14 protein-coding genes and 1 tRNA gene are annotated in these 17,545 nt (G+C 64.2%); 11 read left to right on the top strand and 4 right to left on the bottom strand.

Annotated elements, in window-relative coordinates; all coding sequences use genetic code 11:
* Positions 1–311 precede the first annotated feature (311 nt).
* A complete protein-coding gene (locus LLH00_09420) occupies positions 312–1,997 on the bottom strand; it encodes a hypothetical protein (protein MCE5271486.1) in 1,686 nt (561 codons plus the stop codon).
* A gap of 266 nt (positions 1,998–2,263) precedes the next feature.
* On the opposite strand from LLH00_09420, the gene crcB reads away from it, so the two are divergent.
* The gene (crcB, locus tag LLH00_09415; GenBank protein MCE5271485.1) at positions 2,264–2,641 is read left to right on the top strand and encodes a fluoride efflux transporter CrcB; all 378 of its coding nucleotides are present in this window, start codon (positions 2,264–2,266) and stop codon (positions 2,639–2,641) included.
* Positions 2,642–2,657: 16 nt separating this feature from the next.
* Positions 2,658–3,008 (top strand): DUF190 domain-containing protein, encoded by a 351-nt coding sequence (locus tag LLH00_09410; GenBank protein MCE5271484.1) that lies wholly within the window; start codon positions 2,658–2,660, stop codon positions 3,006–3,008.
* 103 nt (positions 3,009–3,111) lie between these two features.
* Here LLH00_09410 and LLH00_09405 read toward each other — a convergent pair whose 3' ends face one another.
* Positions 3,112–4,140, bottom strand: coding sequence for a dipeptide epimerase (locus LLH00_09405; GenBank protein MCE5271483.1), 1,029 nt, complete (start codon positions 4,138–4,140; stop codon positions 3,112–3,114).
* A 230-nt stretch (positions 4,141–4,370) separates the two neighbouring features.
* Here LLH00_09405 and LLH00_09400 point away from each other — a divergent pair, with 230 nt between their 5' ends.
* The 6 genes from LLH00_09400 to LLH00_09375 all read left to right on the top strand — a co-directional run bounded on the left by LLH00_09400 (position 4,371) and on the right by LLH00_09375 (position 10,542).
* The gene (locus tag LLH00_09400; protein ID MCE5271482.1) at positions 4,371–5,801 is read left to right on the top strand and encodes a hypothetical protein; all 1,431 of its coding nucleotides are present in this window, start codon (positions 4,371–4,373) and stop codon (positions 5,799–5,801) included.
* Positions 5,802–6,020: 219 nt separating this feature from the next.
* Positions 6,021–6,094 (top strand) — tRNA-Gln (locus tag LLH00_09395).
* Positions 6,095–6,158: 64 nt separating this feature from the next.
* Positions 6,159–7,100: a ribose-phosphate pyrophosphokinase gene (locus tag LLH00_09390; protein ID MCE5271481.1), complete on the top strand. Its 942-nt coding sequence runs from the start codon at positions 6,159–6,161 to the stop codon at positions 7,098–7,100.
* A 28-nt stretch (positions 7,101–7,128) separates the two neighbouring features.
* Positions 7,129–7,797: a 50S ribosomal protein L25 gene (locus tag LLH00_09385; protein ID MCE5271480.1), complete on the top strand. Its 669-nt coding sequence runs from the start codon at positions 7,129–7,131 to the stop codon at positions 7,795–7,797.
* A gap of 29 nt (positions 7,798–7,826) precedes the next feature.
* On the top strand, positions 7,827–8,378 hold the full coding sequence (gene pth, locus LLH00_09380; protein ID MCE5271479.1) for an aminoacyl-tRNA hydrolase: 552 nt from the start codon (positions 7,827–7,829) through the stop codon (positions 8,376–8,378).
* A 64-nt stretch (positions 8,379–8,442) separates the two neighbouring features.
* Complete coding sequence (locus LLH00_09375) at positions 8,443–10,542, top strand: sodium-translocating pyrophosphatase (protein MCE5271478.1); 2,100 nt, start codon at positions 8,443–8,445, stop codon at positions 10,540–10,542.
* Between the two features lie 480 nt (positions 10,543–11,022).
* Here LLH00_09375 and LLH00_09370 read toward each other — a convergent pair whose 3' ends face one another.
* A complete protein-coding gene (locus LLH00_09370) occupies positions 11,023–13,089 on the bottom strand; it encodes a hypothetical protein (protein MCE5271477.1) in 2,067 nt (688 codons plus the stop codon).
* Positions 13,090–13,159: 70 nt separating this feature from the next.
* Complete coding sequence (locus LLH00_09365) at positions 13,160–14,212, bottom strand: alcohol dehydrogenase catalytic domain-containing protein (GenBank protein ID MCE5271476.1); 1,053 nt, start codon at positions 14,210–14,212, stop codon at positions 13,160–13,162.
* Between the two features lie 278 nt (positions 14,213–14,490).
* Here LLH00_09365 and LLH00_09360 point away from each other — a divergent pair, with 278 nt between their 5' ends.
* From LLH00_09360 to LLH00_09350, 3 genes are all read left to right on the top strand, one after another.
* On the top strand, positions 14,491–15,477 hold the full coding sequence (locus LLH00_09360; protein MCE5271475.1) for a hypothetical protein: 987 nt from the start codon (positions 14,491–14,493) through the stop codon (positions 15,475–15,477).
* Between the two features lie 154 nt (positions 15,478–15,631).
* Positions 15,632–16,459 carry a hypothetical protein gene (locus tag LLH00_09355; GenBank protein ID MCE5271474.1) on the top strand — a complete coding sequence of 276 codons (828 nt, stop codon included), beginning with the start codon at positions 15,632–15,634 and terminating at the stop codon, positions 16,457–16,459.
* Positions 16,460–16,619: 160 nt separating this feature from the next.
* Positions 16,620–17,545, top strand: a 926-nt coding sequence (locus LLH00_09350) for a hypothetical protein (protein ID MCE5271473.1), incomplete at its 3' end; no start/stop codon positions are given.

Below are 17,545 nucleotides of genomic sequence, written 5' to 3'. Positions count from 1 at the left end.
CCCCCCCTGAATAATTGTCAAGTCTTTCTCATGTTGTCTGTTTTCCAATTGTTGCATTTGTCATATTTTGAAACATTCATATCAAATATCTCCTTTAACACCAAAGTATTATTATAGCATTTACCTAATAACATTTCCCGTTGCTTGTGCCCCTCCAGAGCAGGGAAAGGCTATCTCGTTACACCCTGTCCTTTACCGCAACTGTGAAGGCTGTTCCGAGCCATCCGGCAAACACAAAGGGCCGGCTCCGCATCCCTCACAGAGTCGGCCCTTCGCTAAGGTCTCGATTATTCAGGCTTGGCCGGTCGCGCTCATTGCGCCAGAAGTTTCAGCAGGCCGAGCAGGTCGAACACGTTCAGCGCCCCGTCGGCGTTGACATCCAGCCCCGCGGATGGCTGACCGCCGTCCTTGAGCGCCTTGAGCAGCTCGAGCAGGTCGAACACGTCCAGCCGCCCATCCGCGCTGGCATCTCCCCTGAGGACCGTTGTCAGCACCGCGGGACGCTGGTAGGCGTAGAAAAACCCGAGGTCCTCCCCGCTCAGACCGCTCAGAACAACCGGCTCCAGGAAAGCATGCTCCTGCGGGTCGTAGGGCAGGAGCGCGGGCTGGCTGGACTGCCAGTTGGGAAGGAAAAACCAGAGCTTGCTGTTGTCGTGCGAGGCAGTGAACCAGGGCGTGAAACCGGCGTAGTACTGCGACAGGTCAATCTCGTGCAGGGGCGTAAGACGGTCTCCGGTGTCCCAGTACACGACTTCCGCGAACGACTTGCAGCCCGGGGGCGTGTTCTGGAAGGCGATCACTCCGGCCCGGTCAGCCGAGGCCACCAGCTCCGGCTCGAAATTCGACTCCGGCGCGCCGCTCGAGCTGGAATAGGAGGAGCAGTAGAACCGATTCTGGTACTCGGTCCTCAGCGGGTCGAGGCTCACCACCTGCAGGCTGTTGCCGCCCAGAAGGTAAAAACGCGCGCCCAGCGAATCGCTGCGCAGGGAGGTGCAGAAGGCGCTTCCCACCTTTTCGCTTCTCACCACCGCGTTGTCCAGCGGGTCGACCAGGAACAGGTAGCCCGAGCGGACAGTCTCGCCGTTCAGCTTGTCCGACCCGCAGATCGCCACACGGCCATCCGCCGGAACAATGACCGGCTCGCTGGTCAGGAAAACTTTCTCTGAAAATCCGGAGGCCTCCTGAGCGCTGCCGTCCCGCAGGTCCAGCCGCAGGAGGCAGAACCCGTCACCCGAGCTCTTCATCGTCGGTACGAAAGCGTAGGCGTTGTCCGCTGTCAGCGCCGGCACGCTCTTGGCGAAAGCCCTGCAATCGAGCCCCACGCTCCAGCGCAGGCGGAAATTGGGAATGTCCACCAGGCTGACCCGGCTCTCGAAAATGTCCACCACCACCGCCAGCGCGCCGTCCCGGCTCCAGCCGGCGATCCGGCCGCCGTGGCCGTTGATCTTGCCCACAATCCGCTGCTGTTCGGTGTCGTACAGCAGCATCGAGCTCGAGGCGCCACCCTCGTGCAGAGCCAGGAGAAGGTTATCCGGGGAGGCGGGGGTCTCGGTGATCCGGAAACCGGGCTTCACCGCCGGGGCCGAGTCGGGGTAGACCTGGCTCACGCCCCCGCTCTCGGTGTATCTGAGATAGTATCCTATCCGGCTCCCCGCAGGCTGCGGTGGAATCTCAGCGCGGGCCGAGCCGGCCCGGAGGCTGTCGGGCGAAACCTCGACTGTCCGCTCCGCGCCGCCGTCCACCGTGTAGACCAGCTCGATTTTAGACAGGTTCAACAGACTGTCGAGGCAAAACTCGACCGGGTAGGGATAAGTGCTGTTCGGTGTGTCCCCGAAAACGACCAGCCTCGCGGTTTTCGGCTGGTCCACCAGGGAAATGAGCCGGGCCGGGCCGCTGCCCCCGGCGTCCGGACCGGCTTGGAGTGGAGTCACTATCACTGCGCCAAGCGCCAGCGCCAGGAGCGCCGTCAACCGCAGCAGCCTGCGCGGCTTGATCATAGTCCACCCCCTGTCATGGCAATAAGGGATTCTCAGCCGATATTATTCGTTGCATTGCAACGCAATTCTATTTAATGTTTATATTAAATCATTCTAAATCCGCCTCCCGCACTTGTCAAGAACATACCTGCCTTTTCTTTCTTTTTTTACTTTCTTTACTCTTTTGTCATTTTCTTCCTGCCCCTGTCCTCAACACGGACCTGTTCTTGCCAGCCCGGCAGCAGAGTGCTATTTTCATCGTAACTCACTTCCACAAGAGGCCGCATTTGCTCAACCTCATCCTCATCGCCGTCTGCGGCGCGACCGGGGCCCTGGCCCGCTGGGGCCTGGCCGGGCTGGTCCAGCGCGCGGCGCCGGGCAGCCTGTTCCCGTGGGGCACCCTTTCCGTGAACCTGGCCGGCTGCTTCCTTTTCGGCCTGCTCTGGGCCGCCGGCGTGGAGCGCCTCAACCTGGGCCCTCAGTTCCGCGCCGCCGCCCTGGTGGGGTTCATGGGCTCGTTCACCACCTTTTCCACCTATGCTTTCGAGAGCGCCGGCATGCTGGCCGAGGCGCAGTGGGCCACTGCGGTTTTCAACATTCTGGCCCAGAACGCGGCCGGGGTGGCCCTGATGTTCCTGGGGTTCGCCCTGGGACGGCTGTTCTGAACGGGGAGGCATCAAAATGAATTCACCGCAGGAGGCCGAGCTGCTGCGCGTCTTCATCGGCGAGAGCGACCGCTGGCACGGCAAGCCGCTCTACCAGGCCATTGTCGAGATCGCGCGGGTCTGGGGCCTGGCCGGGGCCACGGTGCTCAAGGGCCAGATGGGATTCGGCGCGGACAGCCGCATGCACACGGCCAAAGTCCTGCGCCTGTCCGAGGACCTGCCCATCGTGGTGGAGATTGTGGACAGCACCGAGAAGATCGAGGATTTCCTGCCCGAGCTGGATGGGATGATCGAGGAGGGGATGGTGACGATCGAGAAAGTGCGCGTCCTGGCCTACCGTCACAACGGCGGCCGGAGCAAGATTTGAGATTGAAAAAGGTTTTTCCGCCCGCCTGCCCGGCCAAATGAAAAGGGCACGGCATGCCGTGCCCCCACAGGAAACAAACACAATCCAGATACAACACCGCTTCTCAGGCCCGCGGACGCACCCCCAGGCCGGGTTCGGCGGGAAGGTGCATCCGGCCGCGCTCGAACCGCATGCCCTCGAACGGGTCATCGCCGATGAGCGCAGCGCCGTCCAGGTCGGCCCAGTCCACCAGCGGGCTCAGGTGCGCCGCGGCTGTGATCAGGATACTGGACTCCAGCATGCAGCCGAGCATGATCCGCAACCCGTGGGCGCGGGCGCAGCCGATCATCTTTAGGGCGTGGCGCACCCCTCCGCACTTGACCAGCTTGATGTTGATCGCGTCGAACAAGCCCACGCAGCGCGGGATGTCGCTCAGGCGCTCGCAGGACTCGTCCGCCATCAGGGGCAGCGGGCTGTTCTGCCGCAGCCAGCGCTGGCCCTCCACCTCGTGGGGCGGCAGAGGCTGCTCGACAAACTCCACCCCGTACTCGACCAGCTTCTCCATCAGTTGCAGCGCCTTATGCGGCTGCCAGCCGCAGTTGGCGTCCACCCGAAGAGTGGCGTCCGGGGCCTCCTGGCGCACTATCTCCAGGCATTCCATGTCCGAGGGCCCGCCCACCTTGATCTTGAGGATCGGGTAGTCTTTCACCTCGCGCACCTTGGCCCGCACTTCCTCAGGCGAGGCGATCCCGATCGTGAAACTCGAAAGCGGCGTCGCGGCCGCGTCCAGGCCCAGCAGCGCGTGAAGGGGCTGCCCGCAGAGCTTTCCGGCCAGGTCGTACAGGGCGCAGTCGATTGCCGCCTTGACCGAATAGTTCAGCGCCAGGGCGCCGTCCAGCTCGCGCATCAAGTTCTCGGCCTGCCAGGGGCCCGCCGCGCGCTCGACCACAGGACGGATCGTTTCCAGTGCGGCCAGCACAGTGGCCCGGTTCTCTCCGTAAATCTGAAACGGCGCGGCCTCGCCCCAGCCCACCACGCCCGCGTGCTCCAGGCGCACGATTACGTTCTCGAACACGTCCCCGGCCACCTCCTTGACCGCGATCTTGAACGCGTGCCTGGGGTGGAGGTCCACCGGCTCGAAACTCATTTTCATGGCAAGTCCCCTCTGGAAAGCGCACCGCAGCGGCGCGCGGGCTCTGGGTCGGTCCGTCCCCCCAGGACGGCGGAAATTTACTACAATCTACACCTGCCCGGCCCCCTTCGCCAGAGCCAAGACACCCCGGGAGGGGCGCTTCTTGCCCGAGGATTACTGAGGGGTTAGATTTGCCTTTCAATATGCTGTCCCGAAAACACATCTCTTCACTATTTGAACGGGAGACCCGGATGCGCCGGGCTGCGGCTTTTCTCGCCGGACTGATCCTGCTGTGCGCTGTCCGTCACTCGGCGGCCCTGGAAAGCTCACGGGCCGAGCTTTTCCTGCGTGCCCTGGCTGCCGCGGACAGCACGGCCCTTGACAGCCTGATCGATCCATCAGCCGTGAGCATGGCCGCCCGGCTGGGGATACGCTACACGGACCAGACGGTCAAGTGCCTGATCGGGTCCGGGCTGGAGGAGGGGGCCGCCCGGGCGCTGCGCGTGGCCGGACAGTTGCCGCGCTACCGGATTGAGGACCTGGGCTCGGGCTTCAGCCGCCTGGAGCTGGAGCCCGCCGTCCCGGGCCACGGCTGGTATTTCCGGGGCGAAAGAATGGTTTCGCCGCTCGACTGGTTCACCCGCGGCTGGCATGTGACCGAGACCGCCCACCTGCGCCTCCTGAGCGCAGACAGCCTGGACTCCACAGCGCGCTGCGCCGAGTTGCTCGAGCGTTTCACCGGGCAGGTACTTGACCGTCTGGAGTTCCCGGACTCGGTGCGGCAGCGCCTGGAGCGGAGAAAGATTCTCTACGTCCTGTGCCGGGATGAGGACGAGTTCGAGCGCCTGACCGGCTGGCGCGCCCGTGGGGTGTGCCTCCTGGCCTGGGACTGCGTGGTCTCGGTCTGGCCCTGCCACTACCACGAGCTGGTGCACGAGCTGGTGAACCTGCGCCTGGGTGTGCTCGCCAGCGACACGCACCCCTTGTTCCTGGAGGGGCTGGCCGTGGGCCTGGGCGGACGGGGCGGGCGCGAGGTGCGGGTGATCCTCGACCTGGCCGCGTTTCTCGTCGGCGGCGGCCTGCTGGACTACCCCGCCCTGCTGGAGCGCGGCGCGTTCCAGGAGCAGGATGCCAGCCTGTCCTACCCGGTGGCCGGCCTCTACAACCGCTTCCTGCTCGAGCACCTGGGGCCCGCGCGCTATCTTGAACTCTACCGCCGCTACAACACCGCGCCCGGCTCGCCGCAGTGGAGAGCCGCCGTTGACCCGGCCGACCTGCCCCCGGAGCACGCCTGGCGGCAGTATCTGGAGCGCCGCACACAGTTCGAGGGGGTGAGCCTGGAGGGCCCGCCCGAGGGTGCCGCGCCCCTGGCCGAGGGCGAGGGCTGGTCGGTCTGGAACGCCCCGGGTTCGCTGGCGTTCAGCCTGACCGATTCGCTCTTTGTCGGCCTGCCCCCCCTCTGGGACAGCCGCAACCCGGCTTTCTCCCGCCAGGGCCCGGTCGACCTGGGCGGACCCGTTTTCCTGGTCACCGCCGACAGCGAGGAGGTCCGCCTGATCGACCGCGCGAGCGGCAACCTGAGCGCCAATTTCGTCCAATCCCTCAGCCTGACCGGCCGGAGTGTGCCGCAAAACGGCGGACAGTTCCGGTTCCGGCTGGCCCGTGGCCTGTTCTGTCCCTGACCGGCCCAACCCTTGACAGTTTAATGCAGTAATTGTATTTTATTGGGCTTGCGGAATAGTGAGGGGGAGAATCTGGCCCCCGGGCACGCTCCCGCAATGACATCCGAGCAGCCGGGGCACAGGCCGAATAATTTGACAGTCACAGCACAATACTTTATTTTGAAGGACTTTACCTGCATCCGGGTGCTGTCGGCGACACAATCCCCACCCGCTGACCTCTGGGGCGTCGACAAGCGGTAAGTCACAGGACTTTGGATCCTGCATCGTAGGTTCGAATCCTACCGCCCCAACCAGAAAATCCGACCGGGCCGCCTGGCGGCCCGGTTTACTAAAAATCACCGAAAAGGCAAAGCGTAAATGTTCTCCAGCACCGAGCTCAAACTCATCACCGGCAACGCCAACCGTCCCCTGGCCGAACGGATCGCCCAGTTTCTGGGCGTGGGGCTCAGCCCGGTGACAGTGCGCCGTTTCTCGGACGGCGAGATCTTTGTCAAGATCGAGGAAAACATCCGGGGCTCGGACACTTTCGTGATCCAGCCTACCAACCCTCCGGCCGACAACATGCTCGAGTTGCTGCTGATCGTGGACGCCCTGCGGCGCTCCTCGGCCGGGCGGATCACGGCGGTGATCCCCTATTTCGGCTACGCCCGTCAGGACCGCAAGGACCAGCCCCGCGTGGCGATCGGCGCCAAGCTGATGAGCAACCTGATCACCCGCGCCGGGGTGGACCGGGTGATGATGCTCGACCTGCACTCGCACCAGATCCAGGGCTTCTTCGACATCCCGAGCGACCACATGTACTCGGTGAACATCTTCGTCCGCTATTTCAAGTCGCTGAACCTGGAAAATGTCGTGGTGGTCTGCCCGGACATCGGCGGGGCCAAGATGGCCCGCGGCTACGCCGGCCGCCTGAACGCCCCCATGGCCTTCATCGAGAAACGCCGCCCGGCGCCCAACGTGGCCGCCGCGCTCAACATAGTCGGCGATGTCAAGGACAAGAACGTCATCATCGTGGATGACATCATCGATACGGGCGGCACATTGGTGGCCGCCTGCCGCGCGATCCAGGAGAGAGGGCCGCGCTCGATCCATGTCGGGATCACACACGCCGTGCTCTCGGGAGACGCCACCAACCGGCTGGCCGACTCGCCGATCACCGAGCTGGCGGTGACCGACACGATTTATGTCCCGGAGGCCAAATGTTTCCCGCGCCTGAAAATTCTCTCGGTCTCCGAGCTGCTGGGCAAAGCGATCACGTTCATTCACAACGACGAGTCGGTAAGCGCGCTGTTTACCTGATTCGAGCGATTAACACCAGGAGAGGCAGATGGCAACCAAACACTTACTCAGCGCCGAGACCCGTGACACCTTCGGCAAGAACGAGATGAACCGTATCCGCATGGCGGGGCGCGTTCCGGGCGTGGTGTACGGTCCGGACCAGAAACCCATCCACATCACCGTGGACAACCGCGAGCTGACCAACATCCTTCAGCATGTGACCATCGAGAACACGATCATCGACCTGAAGATCACGGGCAAGGTGAAGAAGACCTTCCAGACCCTGATCCGTGAGCTGCAGACCCATCCCTACCGCCGCCAGATCGAGCACCTCGATTTCTTCGCCGTGCCCAAGGGCCGTACGGTGACCGTGGACGTGCCGATCATCCTGCACGGCACCCCCCAGGGTGTGCGCCTGCAGGGCGGCGTGGTGCAGCACATCCTGCGCGACCTGGAGATCGAGGTCCTGCCGGATTCCATCCCCGAGCACATCACGTTGGACATCACCGAGTTGACGGTCGGCCAGAGCATCCATGTCAGCGACTTGCCCAAGGGCGACTACGCGATCCTGACCGACCCGGAGCGCCCGATAGTGAGCGTGGTCATCCCGGCCGCGGCCAAGTCGGCCCTGGATGGCGCCGTGGGCGAGGAAACCGCCTCTTCGGTCGCCGAGCCTGAGCTCATCCGGCGCGAAGCCGCCTCGGAAGAGGAGAAATAACTCTGAACCAGACGTCCGCGACCCGGGTCGTGGCGGGCCTGGGTAACCCGGGTCCGCAATACGAGAATACCCGGCACAATGTCGGCTTCTGGTTCCTGGATCACCTGGCGCATGTCCTCGATTTCGGGGATTTCGTGCGTGAGGGTGCCTGCCTGCTGACCGGCGGCACGGCCTGGGGGTTAAGCCTGCTGCTGGTCAAACCTTTTATTTTCATGAATCGCAGTGGACAGGCGTTGAGCGCTCTGTACAGACTCCGACCGTTCGAAACGGAGAACCTTCTGGTCTGTTTCGACGATGTCGCGCTGGAGCCGGGGCGTATTCGTCTCCGGTCCCGGGGCTCTGCCGGCGGTCACAAAGGGATGGGCTCGATCATCGAAGCCCTTGGCACCAATGAGGTTGGCCGTCTGCGTTTCGGCGTGGGCGGTCCCGGACAGGGCGAACCCCTGGCCGATTACGTCCTCGACGAGTTCGGTCCCGGCGAGGAGGATGCGGTCCTGGACCGTTTCCCCGATGCCGTGGAGGCTGTCAGGTTAGCCCTGACCGAATCGATGGAACAAAGCATGAGTAAGTTTAACCGTTAGCCCTCCCGGGCGTTCCCTCGTTCCGGAATACAACCTACCCATTCTTTTTCTGGAGTCTGCCGTTATGGAGAAATTTCTTTACTTGTTCCCTCTCGCTGGTGTTCTGGCCCTGCTGTTCGCCTGGGTCAAGACCGCGGGAATCAACAAGCTCGAACCGGGCAACGAGAAAATGCGCGAGATCGCCCAGGCCATCCGCGAGGGTGCCATGGCGTTCCTGGGGCGCGAGTACAAGGTGCTGGCCCTGTTCGTCATAATCGTGGGTGTGCTGCTGGCCGTCGGTTACCGGATGCAGGTGCAGTCGCTGGTAGCCGTTTCGTTCGTGGTCGGGGCTTTCTGCAGTGGATTGGCCGGTTACTTCGGCATGCGCGTGGCCACCGCGGCCAACGTGCGCACGGCCTGGAAAGCGCGTGACGGCCTGGCCGGGGCGCTGGGCGTGGCTTTCGCCGGCGGCTCGGTCATGGGCATGTGCGTGGTCGGCCTGGCCCTGCTCGGTCTGAGCGCCCTGTACATCATTTACACGATCATCCTGCCCGCTGGCGGGGCCGCCCCCGAGGCGCACCTGGCTGCGGTCATCCTGCCCATCCTCAGCGGTTTCAGCCTGGGCGCCTCCTCGATCGCCCTGTTCGCCCGCGTGGGCGGCGGTATCTACACCAAGGCCGCCGATGTCGGCGCCGACCTGGTGGGTAAGGTCGAGGCCGGCATCCCGGAGGACGATCCGCGCAATCCGGCCGTTATCGCCGACAACGTCGGTGACAACGTGGGCGACGTGGCTGGCATGGGCGCCGACCTGTTCGAGTCCTATGTGGGCGCCATCGTGGGCGCGATGGTCATCGGCGCCACCATGACCCTCGGCCCCACCCAGGCCGGCGATTTCACCGTTGATTTTGTCCTGCTGCCGCTGATGCTGGCCGGCGTGGGCATCGTGGTCTCCATCCTCGGCACCTTCTTCGTCCGCACCGGCGAGGGCGGCGACCCGCAGAAAGCGTTGAACATCGGCACTTTCGGCGCGGCTATCGGCATGACCATCCTCAGCTACTTCATCATCAAGACCATGCTCCCGCAGGGCGAGTTCACGATCGCCGGCGACAACTCCGTCTATAATGTGATGGGCGTGTTCTGGGCCATGATCGCTGGTCTGGTCGCCGGCACGGCCATCGGTCTGATCACCGAGTACTACACCTCCGAGTCGAAGCCGCCCGCGCGCGCGATTGCGCACCAGAGCGAGACCGGCGCGGCGACCAACATCATCGCCGGCCTGGGCACGGGCATGCTCTCCACTGCCGCTCCGGTGACAGTGCTGGCTATTGCCATCGTGCTGGCCTATTTATTCAGCGGCCTTTACGGCATCGCCATCGCCGCGTTCGGTATGCTGGCCACCACCGGCATCCAGTTGGCCGTTGACGCCTACGGTCCGATCGCCGACAACGCCGGCGGCATCACCGAAATGGCCGGTCTGGGCGCCGATGTCCGCAAGCGCACCGACAAGCTGGATGCGGTGGGCAACACCACCGCCGCCATCGGCAAGGGTTTCGCCATCGGCTCGGCCGCGCTGACCGCGCTGGCCCTGTTCGCCGCGTTCCGCGCCACCACCGGCATCCAGGTGCTTGATCTTACCAACCCCTACGTTATGGCCGGTCTGTTCATCGGCGGCATGATGCCGTTCCTGTTCAGCTCCTTCGCCATGAGCGCCGTGGGCAGCGCCGCCTTTGAGATGATCGAGGAAGTGCGCCGCCAGTTCCGCACCATCCCCGGCCTGATGGAGGGCACAGCCCGTGCCGACTACGCCAAGTGCGTGGACATCTCGGCCAAGGCCGCGATCAAGCGCATGGTGGCCCCCGGCCTCATCGCCATCATCGTCCCGGTGGCTTTCGGTTTCTTGAGCCTGGACATGCTGGGCGGGTTGCTGGCCGGCGTGACCGTCTCCGGCGTGCTGATGGCCATCTTCATGGCCAATGCCGGCGGCGCCTGGGATAACGCCAAGAAGTACATCGAGAGCGGCGAGCTCGGCGGTAAGGGTTCCCCGGCGCACAAGGCCGCCGTGGTGGGCGACACCGTGGGCGATCCGTTCAAGGACACGGCGGGTCCCTCGCTCAACATCCTGATCAAGCTGATGAGCGTGATCTCGCTGGTGCTGGCCCCGCTGTTCAAGGCCTTCCACATGTAAGATACGGCCCGCGCAGTGCGGACCGGACAGATATGAGCCGGGAGCGGCCTCGATGCGCCGCTCCCGGTTTTTTGTTGCCCGGACATCCGGTGTGTCCGGCTTTGAAACATGTCTTCTATAGGGGCGCACCCGCGCGTGCGCTCGGGCGGCCACAGGGGGCCGCCCCTACATTTATTTGATGCTACTGATTGTCCTTTGGCGGGCCTCTAAGCCGCCGTTTTGTTTAAGGGGCCGAGCCTGCCCGAGCCGGGTAATAAGCAGCCTTCCGGCATAAGGTAGTGTTTAAGCGGGGCACGGTGCACCGTGCCCGTTTTTTTTTTTGATACACACCCCGTCGGCTTCGCCGCCGCCCCTCTTTTTAGAGGGAAGTAACAACTCCCCCTACTCAGGCGCCACGGCAGACGCGGGCTGGGCCAATACAAAAAGGGCGGCCACAGGGGGCCGCCCCTACGAAACAGATTTCAGACCTTCGGAGTTTGATCACTCCGGTATGGCCACGCTCATCTGGTAGTTGCTGCGGCTGTAAAGCGGCATCTTGTAGCGCGGCGCCGGCTTGCCGCCCGGAGCGGGCCGGTCCTGGGTGTAAACCCACATTCGGCCGGTGTCCCACATTACCAGCTCGTCGCGGCTGTCGCCGGTCAGGTTCACCACGTCCATGGTCAGCTCCGGGTGTCCGGGGTCGCTGAACCGCACCACGCGCCGCCCGAACCCGTCCCACATCCCGCCCAGGGAGTCGTCCGCAGAGATCAGCAGCAGCGCGGAGCCGTCGCCCACCCAGTCCACGGCCAGGCACATCGAACCGAGGAATCCGGGCTGGGCCTCCCACAGCTTGCGCCCGTCCTGCGCGTGAAGGCTCACCACGCCCAGGTTGCCCCAGTAGGTGCACTGGGCCATCTCGCAGCCGGGCAACTCGGGCCGGAAATCGGCCACGGCCATGCGCTGGACATGCCCCAGGATTTGCTTGGCGTGGATATTCCCGCAGGTGTCGCCCACCATCAGGCCCTCCTCGCCCGAGCAGAAATACGTGTGCCAGCCCGGGAAACAGGCCGGGTCGCCGGCGCGGCCCACGAACACGGCGTCCGAGTGGTCCTGCATTTGAAGGTCGAACATCCGGCGGCCGTCGTGGTCGAACATACAGTAGCCCTGGATCACCTCATCCCGCCCGTCCCCGTCGATATCGCGGGCGTAGGGATAATGCCCGGCGTTAAGGTTGGCGGTCCAGAGCTGTTTGAAATCCCGCGAATAGGCCCAGATATTGTTGTAATCATCTTTTATCAGGTAGTCGCCCACCGAGCCGCGGCCGGTCAGGTCGCAGAAATAGAGCACCCCGGCCGGGATACGCTCGTACTGGTCCTCGGCGTAGAAACTGTCCGGGTGCTTTGGCCCGTGCTCCGGGGTGGGGGTGACAGCCAGGCTCACCCCGGTGCGGCCGTCCAGAAATTCCACCTTGAAATCGTGGGACAGGGCCACCTCGCAGCGCCCGTCATGGTCCAGATCCACCACCTGATAGGGCAGGTCCGTGGCCAGGATTTCGGGCACGGTGTCGTTCACCCCCCACTGCCAGAGGATTTCACCGTCCAGGTTGAACGCGGTCAGTCCGCTCAGGGAGCGGGCCAGCGGGCCGCTCGAGCCGGGCGCACGCTGGGCCAGCACGAACTCCAGCCGCCCGTCCCCGTCCAGGTCGCCCCAGCGCACCTGACGGCCGTTCACGGCCAGGCCGTGAAGGTCGATCTGTTTCCAGAGCGCGGGCTGCGGGTACTGTTGGGAGGCCTCCTGCTCCAGACGTTCCTTTTCGGCCTTGCGGCGTAGCCAATCCTCGCGGGCGGCGCGGCTCATGATCACCCGCACGCGGCGGAAATCGCAGGGCGAGTTGGCGATCAGCCCGACCCGTCCGGCTTGCAGATAATGGTCGCGGCGCAGGATATCCATCTGGCGGCCGTCCACGTAGAACACCTGGTTCACGCCCTGCACCTCCACCCGCAGGGTGTGGCTCTGGCCGGGCTTATACTTGAGCTCACGGATTTTGAGCTTGGTCCAGGCGTCGTGGATCCTCCGGGTCCAGACCCACTTGCTCCCCTCCTCCAGCGAGAGCATGTAGAACTGGGCCGAGGTGGCGGCGCGGTAGACAATGCCCACCGGTTCCGAGGTCGCCTGCGGGGCCAGCTCCACCTCCAGGGCGTAGTCGGTCCAGAGCGGGTCGCCGGTCAGGACCAGGGGGTTGGAGTCCTCGAGCAGGGCCTCGTTGTTCTGGTGCAGGACCTGGCCGCTCTTTCCGGCCCGGACACTCCAGCTCGGGCCGTCCCAGGCCATCCAGTGGCTGGCTTCGTTCCAGGGGCCCCAGGACGGGGTCTTGGGGACCCAGTGGTACTCCTGGACCGCGGTGTATTCCGCGGACAGGTCGCCCGCCGGGCAGGCGGAGAAATCATCCTCGAACACCACCGTCGAGTCGGCGCCCACCGGGAGCCAGACCGCGGCCTGTCTGCCGCTGCCGGCGCAGGCGGCCAGGATCAGGCTCAGGCCGAGCAGCACTGCTTTGAGACTGCGCATCGGGTTCTCCTTGGGGAGGGATGACTGAATCTTGAACCGGACCCCGCTGCGCACCGGGCCCGGCGCGCGCTCAGGCCCGGCACACCCGCAGCATCACCTTGACCACCTCCGGCGGCTCGCGGTCCACCAGCTCGAACGCCTCGGCCGCCTGCTCCAGCGGGAACTCGGCGCTCACGAACGGGTCGGTGCGGTAGCGCCCGGCGGCCAGCATGGCAATCACGCGCGGGTATTCGCCCCGGCTGACCCGGCTGCACTGGAGCGTGGCCTCTTTCCAGACCAGCAGCTTCCACGGGATGCCGTACTGCACCGGGCCCTGGCCCAGCACTGTGATCTGCCCGGCGTTGCGCACCATCTCCACCGCCTGGGCCAGCGGGGGCTTGCCGCCCAGGGTGTTCAGGTCCGCCTCGCCGATACACTCGATCACCCGGTCGGCGCCCAGGCCGCCGGTGAATTCATTGATCGCCGCCACGGCGTCCGTGCTGCGGGCGTTGACCGCCAGGGCCGCGCCCAGGCTTTCGGCCAGGCGCAGCTTGGGCTCCGCCACGTCCACCACGGCCACCTTCTCAGCCGCGGTGAGGACGAGGTTCTGCAGCACCGACAGCCCCACCCGCCCGGCGCCCAGCACCACCACCTTGTCGCCCGGGTCCACGCGGGCCATGGTGGTGGCGTGCATGCCGATCGAGAAAATCTCCACCAGGGCCGCGTCCCGGTCGGACAGGTTGTCCGGCACACGGAAACACTGCTCCTCATCCGCCAGCACCTGGTCGGCGAACGCACCGTCCAGGTCGATCCCGATCAATCTCAGGCTGCGGCAGGCGTTGTAGTGCCCGCTCAAGCAGGCCGGGCAGCGGCGGCAGCTTATGATCGGGTCCACGCAGACCCGGTCGCCGGGGTGGAAATGTGTCACCTCGGGCCCCACCTCCAGCACCGTGCCGGCGAACTCGTGGCCCTGGGTGGTCGGGAATTTGACCCGCCCGGCGAACTCGCCGCGGTAGACATGGACATCGCTGCCGCAGATACCGGCGTAGCCCACGGCCAGGCGCACTCCGTGCGGCCCGCACACCGGCGGCGGGCATTCGGTCATCCGGATCGTTCTTTCTTTCACTGTGCGAGCGGCTAACATATTTCCCCTTTCAATCCCGTCGGTTGCAGACTGAAGCCGTTTTCATCCCCGCGGCCCCGGTGGACCGGAAATTTCCGGACAAAGGAAATCCGGGGCCTTTTCCGGCTGGAAAATACTCCGGCCCGCGTCCCAGCGCAAGAGCCGCCGGTGGAGTAAATGCATAACTTAAGCCCTCTTCGCAGAAACTACTTGCAAATCCGGCCTTCCAAGTGTAAAATTTCGCTGAATACGTGGCGTTCTGCTTTCCCCCCCAGGGACACCGCAAGGAAGAGGCAGAAATGGAAGAGGCCAGGGCGGAGCAGGTTATCAAGGAGCTTCAGCTCATCACCCGGACCATCTACACCGGGGAAGTACCGGAGTTCAAACCCTCGGGCACCCTGCTGATAAAAAGCATCAAACCCGCCGACACGCCGTTCATCAAGAAAGACGCCTCCGGCCGCGCCCTTTTCTACATCATCGAGGGCAGCGCCGGGGTGGATATCGGGCAGCCGGAACGCATCCTCGTGCCGCAGAAAAGGACCGTGGGCGAGATGAGCATGGTCGCTTCGGTGCTTAACGTGTTCGACAACCTGGGCACGATCGAGAGCCGCTCGGCGGATGTCTACGCCGAGGAGCCGATGCGGCTGATGGTGTTCAACTACCAGTCGATCATCGATATCCTGCAGGACCCCAATCCCGCGTTCCGCAAGTACCGCCACCAGGTGCTGGTCAGCCTCAACCGCGTGATGTTCAAGAAACTGGCCGAGGTCAACCAGAGCTATGTCGATATCCTGGTCCAGTACGGGCTGGAGGGCAACGAGCCGGAGGGGCTGCAGCTTCCCTCCCTGTTGCAGGAGGGGCTGATGCGATTCCTGAAAAACATGCGCACCATCCCCAACATGCACATCTCCCCCCACGAGCTGCGCGGTACGCTGATCCAGCAGGGCCAGCCCAACCCGGCCATGGTGATGGTGGAGCAGGGCAAGCTCAAGGTGAGCATCATGGTGAAAACCGGCGAGGAGGAAGACGCCGAAACCCGCCTGGTGGTGCTCGACACGTTCCCCGCGCCGACCATGGTGGGCGAGGCCTCGATCCTCAACGTCGGGGCGATCAGCGGGGCCCAGGTGGAGGCGGCCGGCAAGACCGTCGGCTACCGCATGCCAGTGCAGAACCTGCTGCGGCACCTGCAGCACTATCCGGACATGTTCGAGAACTTCTTCAAGCTGCTGCTGGAGCTGAACTATTTCCGCACCGTGGGGATGATGCACAAGACCTCGAGCCTCTGAGGCCCTGAAAAAAACGTCGGATATTTCGAAGAGGGTGCCTGTGCGCGGCAGCCTCTTTTTATTGCGGGCGCTTGCAGGGGCACCCTTTCTGAGGTATTTTCCAATATCCGTTCTAAGGGATGGACACACAACGCGACAGTGGGGCCAGGACTGCATGGACAGGATCAATCCGATCACCGCCCGCTTCGAGTCCGCGGAGCTTGAGCACCGCTTCAGGCAGGAATACCTGGCCGCGGACAAGAAAAAGATATACATCGTGATGGCCCTGGTCGCGATTTACTGCCTGACTTTCGTCTACTCCGACCTCAGGATACAGGAAGCCCACAGGTGGATCAACCTTCTGCTGACTGTGCGGTTTGTCGGGGTATGCCTCACCCTGATCTTCTTCCTGATCTGCCGCCGCAGCCGAAGCGAGGACGTGATCGACCGCACCGTGCTGGCCGGGATGATCTCTTTCAGCCTGTTCAACTCTTTCATCAACTGCACGCGGCCGTCCGATTACTACCTCTACCTGTTCATCGATCTGGTCAACGTCTTCACCATGTACCTGTACGTCCCGAACCGCCTGATCTACCAGGTGTTCTCGGTGACCTTCATCACCGTGTCCGAGGTCGTGGTGTTCCTGTGCCTGAAAAAGATACCGGACTCGGTCTCCATGCTGGCCATAATCGCGGCTTTCCTGGCGGCGAATTTCATCGGCCTGTTCTCCACCCACAACTGTCATGTCTCCAACCGAAGAGCGTTCAGCGCCTGGCTCGCCGAGAAAAAACTGCGCCAGCGCTATGAGGATGCCCTCGGGCAGATCAAGACCCTCAGCGGGCTTCTGCCCATCTGCTCCTCCTGCAAGAGGATCCGCGACGACCAGGGCGACTGGAAACGCATCGAGGTCTATATCAGCGAGCATTCCCAGGCCGAGTTCACCCACGGGCTCTGCCCGGACTGCGCCCGCAGACTGTACCCGGGGTTTTCGGAAAAACTTTGACAGCCCGGCCGTTTTCCGCCGGATAATGGTGCAGCCTCCCACCGCCGCACACAGCCCCATCCACTGTCCCCCCGATGAAACAGTTGAAAGACTCCGACTGCGCGGCTAAGTTTATCCACATCCACGCAGTATAGCCTGTCACCCGTCCCCGGAGGAGACCATGAGAGCCGCCCTGCCCGGATTCGCCCTCGCTGTTGTCGCCGTGGTGACATTCTGCGCCTGCTCGCCGGGCGGCAGCGCCCTGGAGCGCCTGCCCCAGGCCGAGCCGGAGCTGGCCGGCACCCGTCTGCCGCACTACCCGCCCGATGGGGCGGAGGCGCAGGTCAACCCGCCGGGGTTTTTCTGGACCGTGAACGACTCAGCCACCAGCTACGGCTTCCGGCTGTTCCGTCAGGGTGAGGTCACCGCCGTGGTGGCGCTCGATTCGCTACGGGAGGCCGTGGCCGCCCTGGCCAGTCCCCTTCCGGCCGGGGACTACCGCTGGTTCGTGGTCTACCACGACAGCACGGGGCGGGCTTTCGGACGCTCAGGAGTCCGTACGTTCAGCTTGAAAGAGGACGTCCCCGAACTGCCCCTGCCCGACCCGGCCGCGCTCGAAAACGCTCTGGCCGGAAAGCACCCGCGGTTGTTCTTCCGGGGGGACGGCGAGTTGGAGCGGCGGATCGCCGCACGCGCCGCCGGAGCCGACAGCGCCGCCTGGCGAGAGCTCCTGGGCCGAGCCGACCTGGCCCTGGCCGAGCCGCTCTACCCGGAGCCTGCGCCATATAAAGACGGGAAGTTCGAGGTGGGCGAATGGCGGCGTATCTACACCCCCGGCAAGCGCGGCAGCGCCCACGCCCTGCGCCTGGCCCTGGTCTGGCGGGTCACCGGCGAGAAAAAGTACCTCGAAGGTGCGAAAAAATGGCTCCTGCACCTTTCGACCTGGGACCCGGACGGGATCACCAGCTACAACCTTCCGCTGCCGGACGGCTCCACGGGTAACGACGAGGCCTCGATGCCCATGCTCGAGCGCATGTCGATCACCTACGACTGGATCGCCGCCGAGCTGGACAGCCTGGAACGTGAAAAAGTCCTGGCCTGCCTGCG

This window comes from bacterium (genome assembly GCA_021372515.1).
Lineage (GTDB): Bacteria > Gemmatimonadota > Glassbacteria > GWA2-58-10 > GWA2-58-10 > JAJFUG01.
Note: the sequence above shows the minus strand (reverse complement) of the source record. Positions and strands in the feature narration are given on the sequence as shown.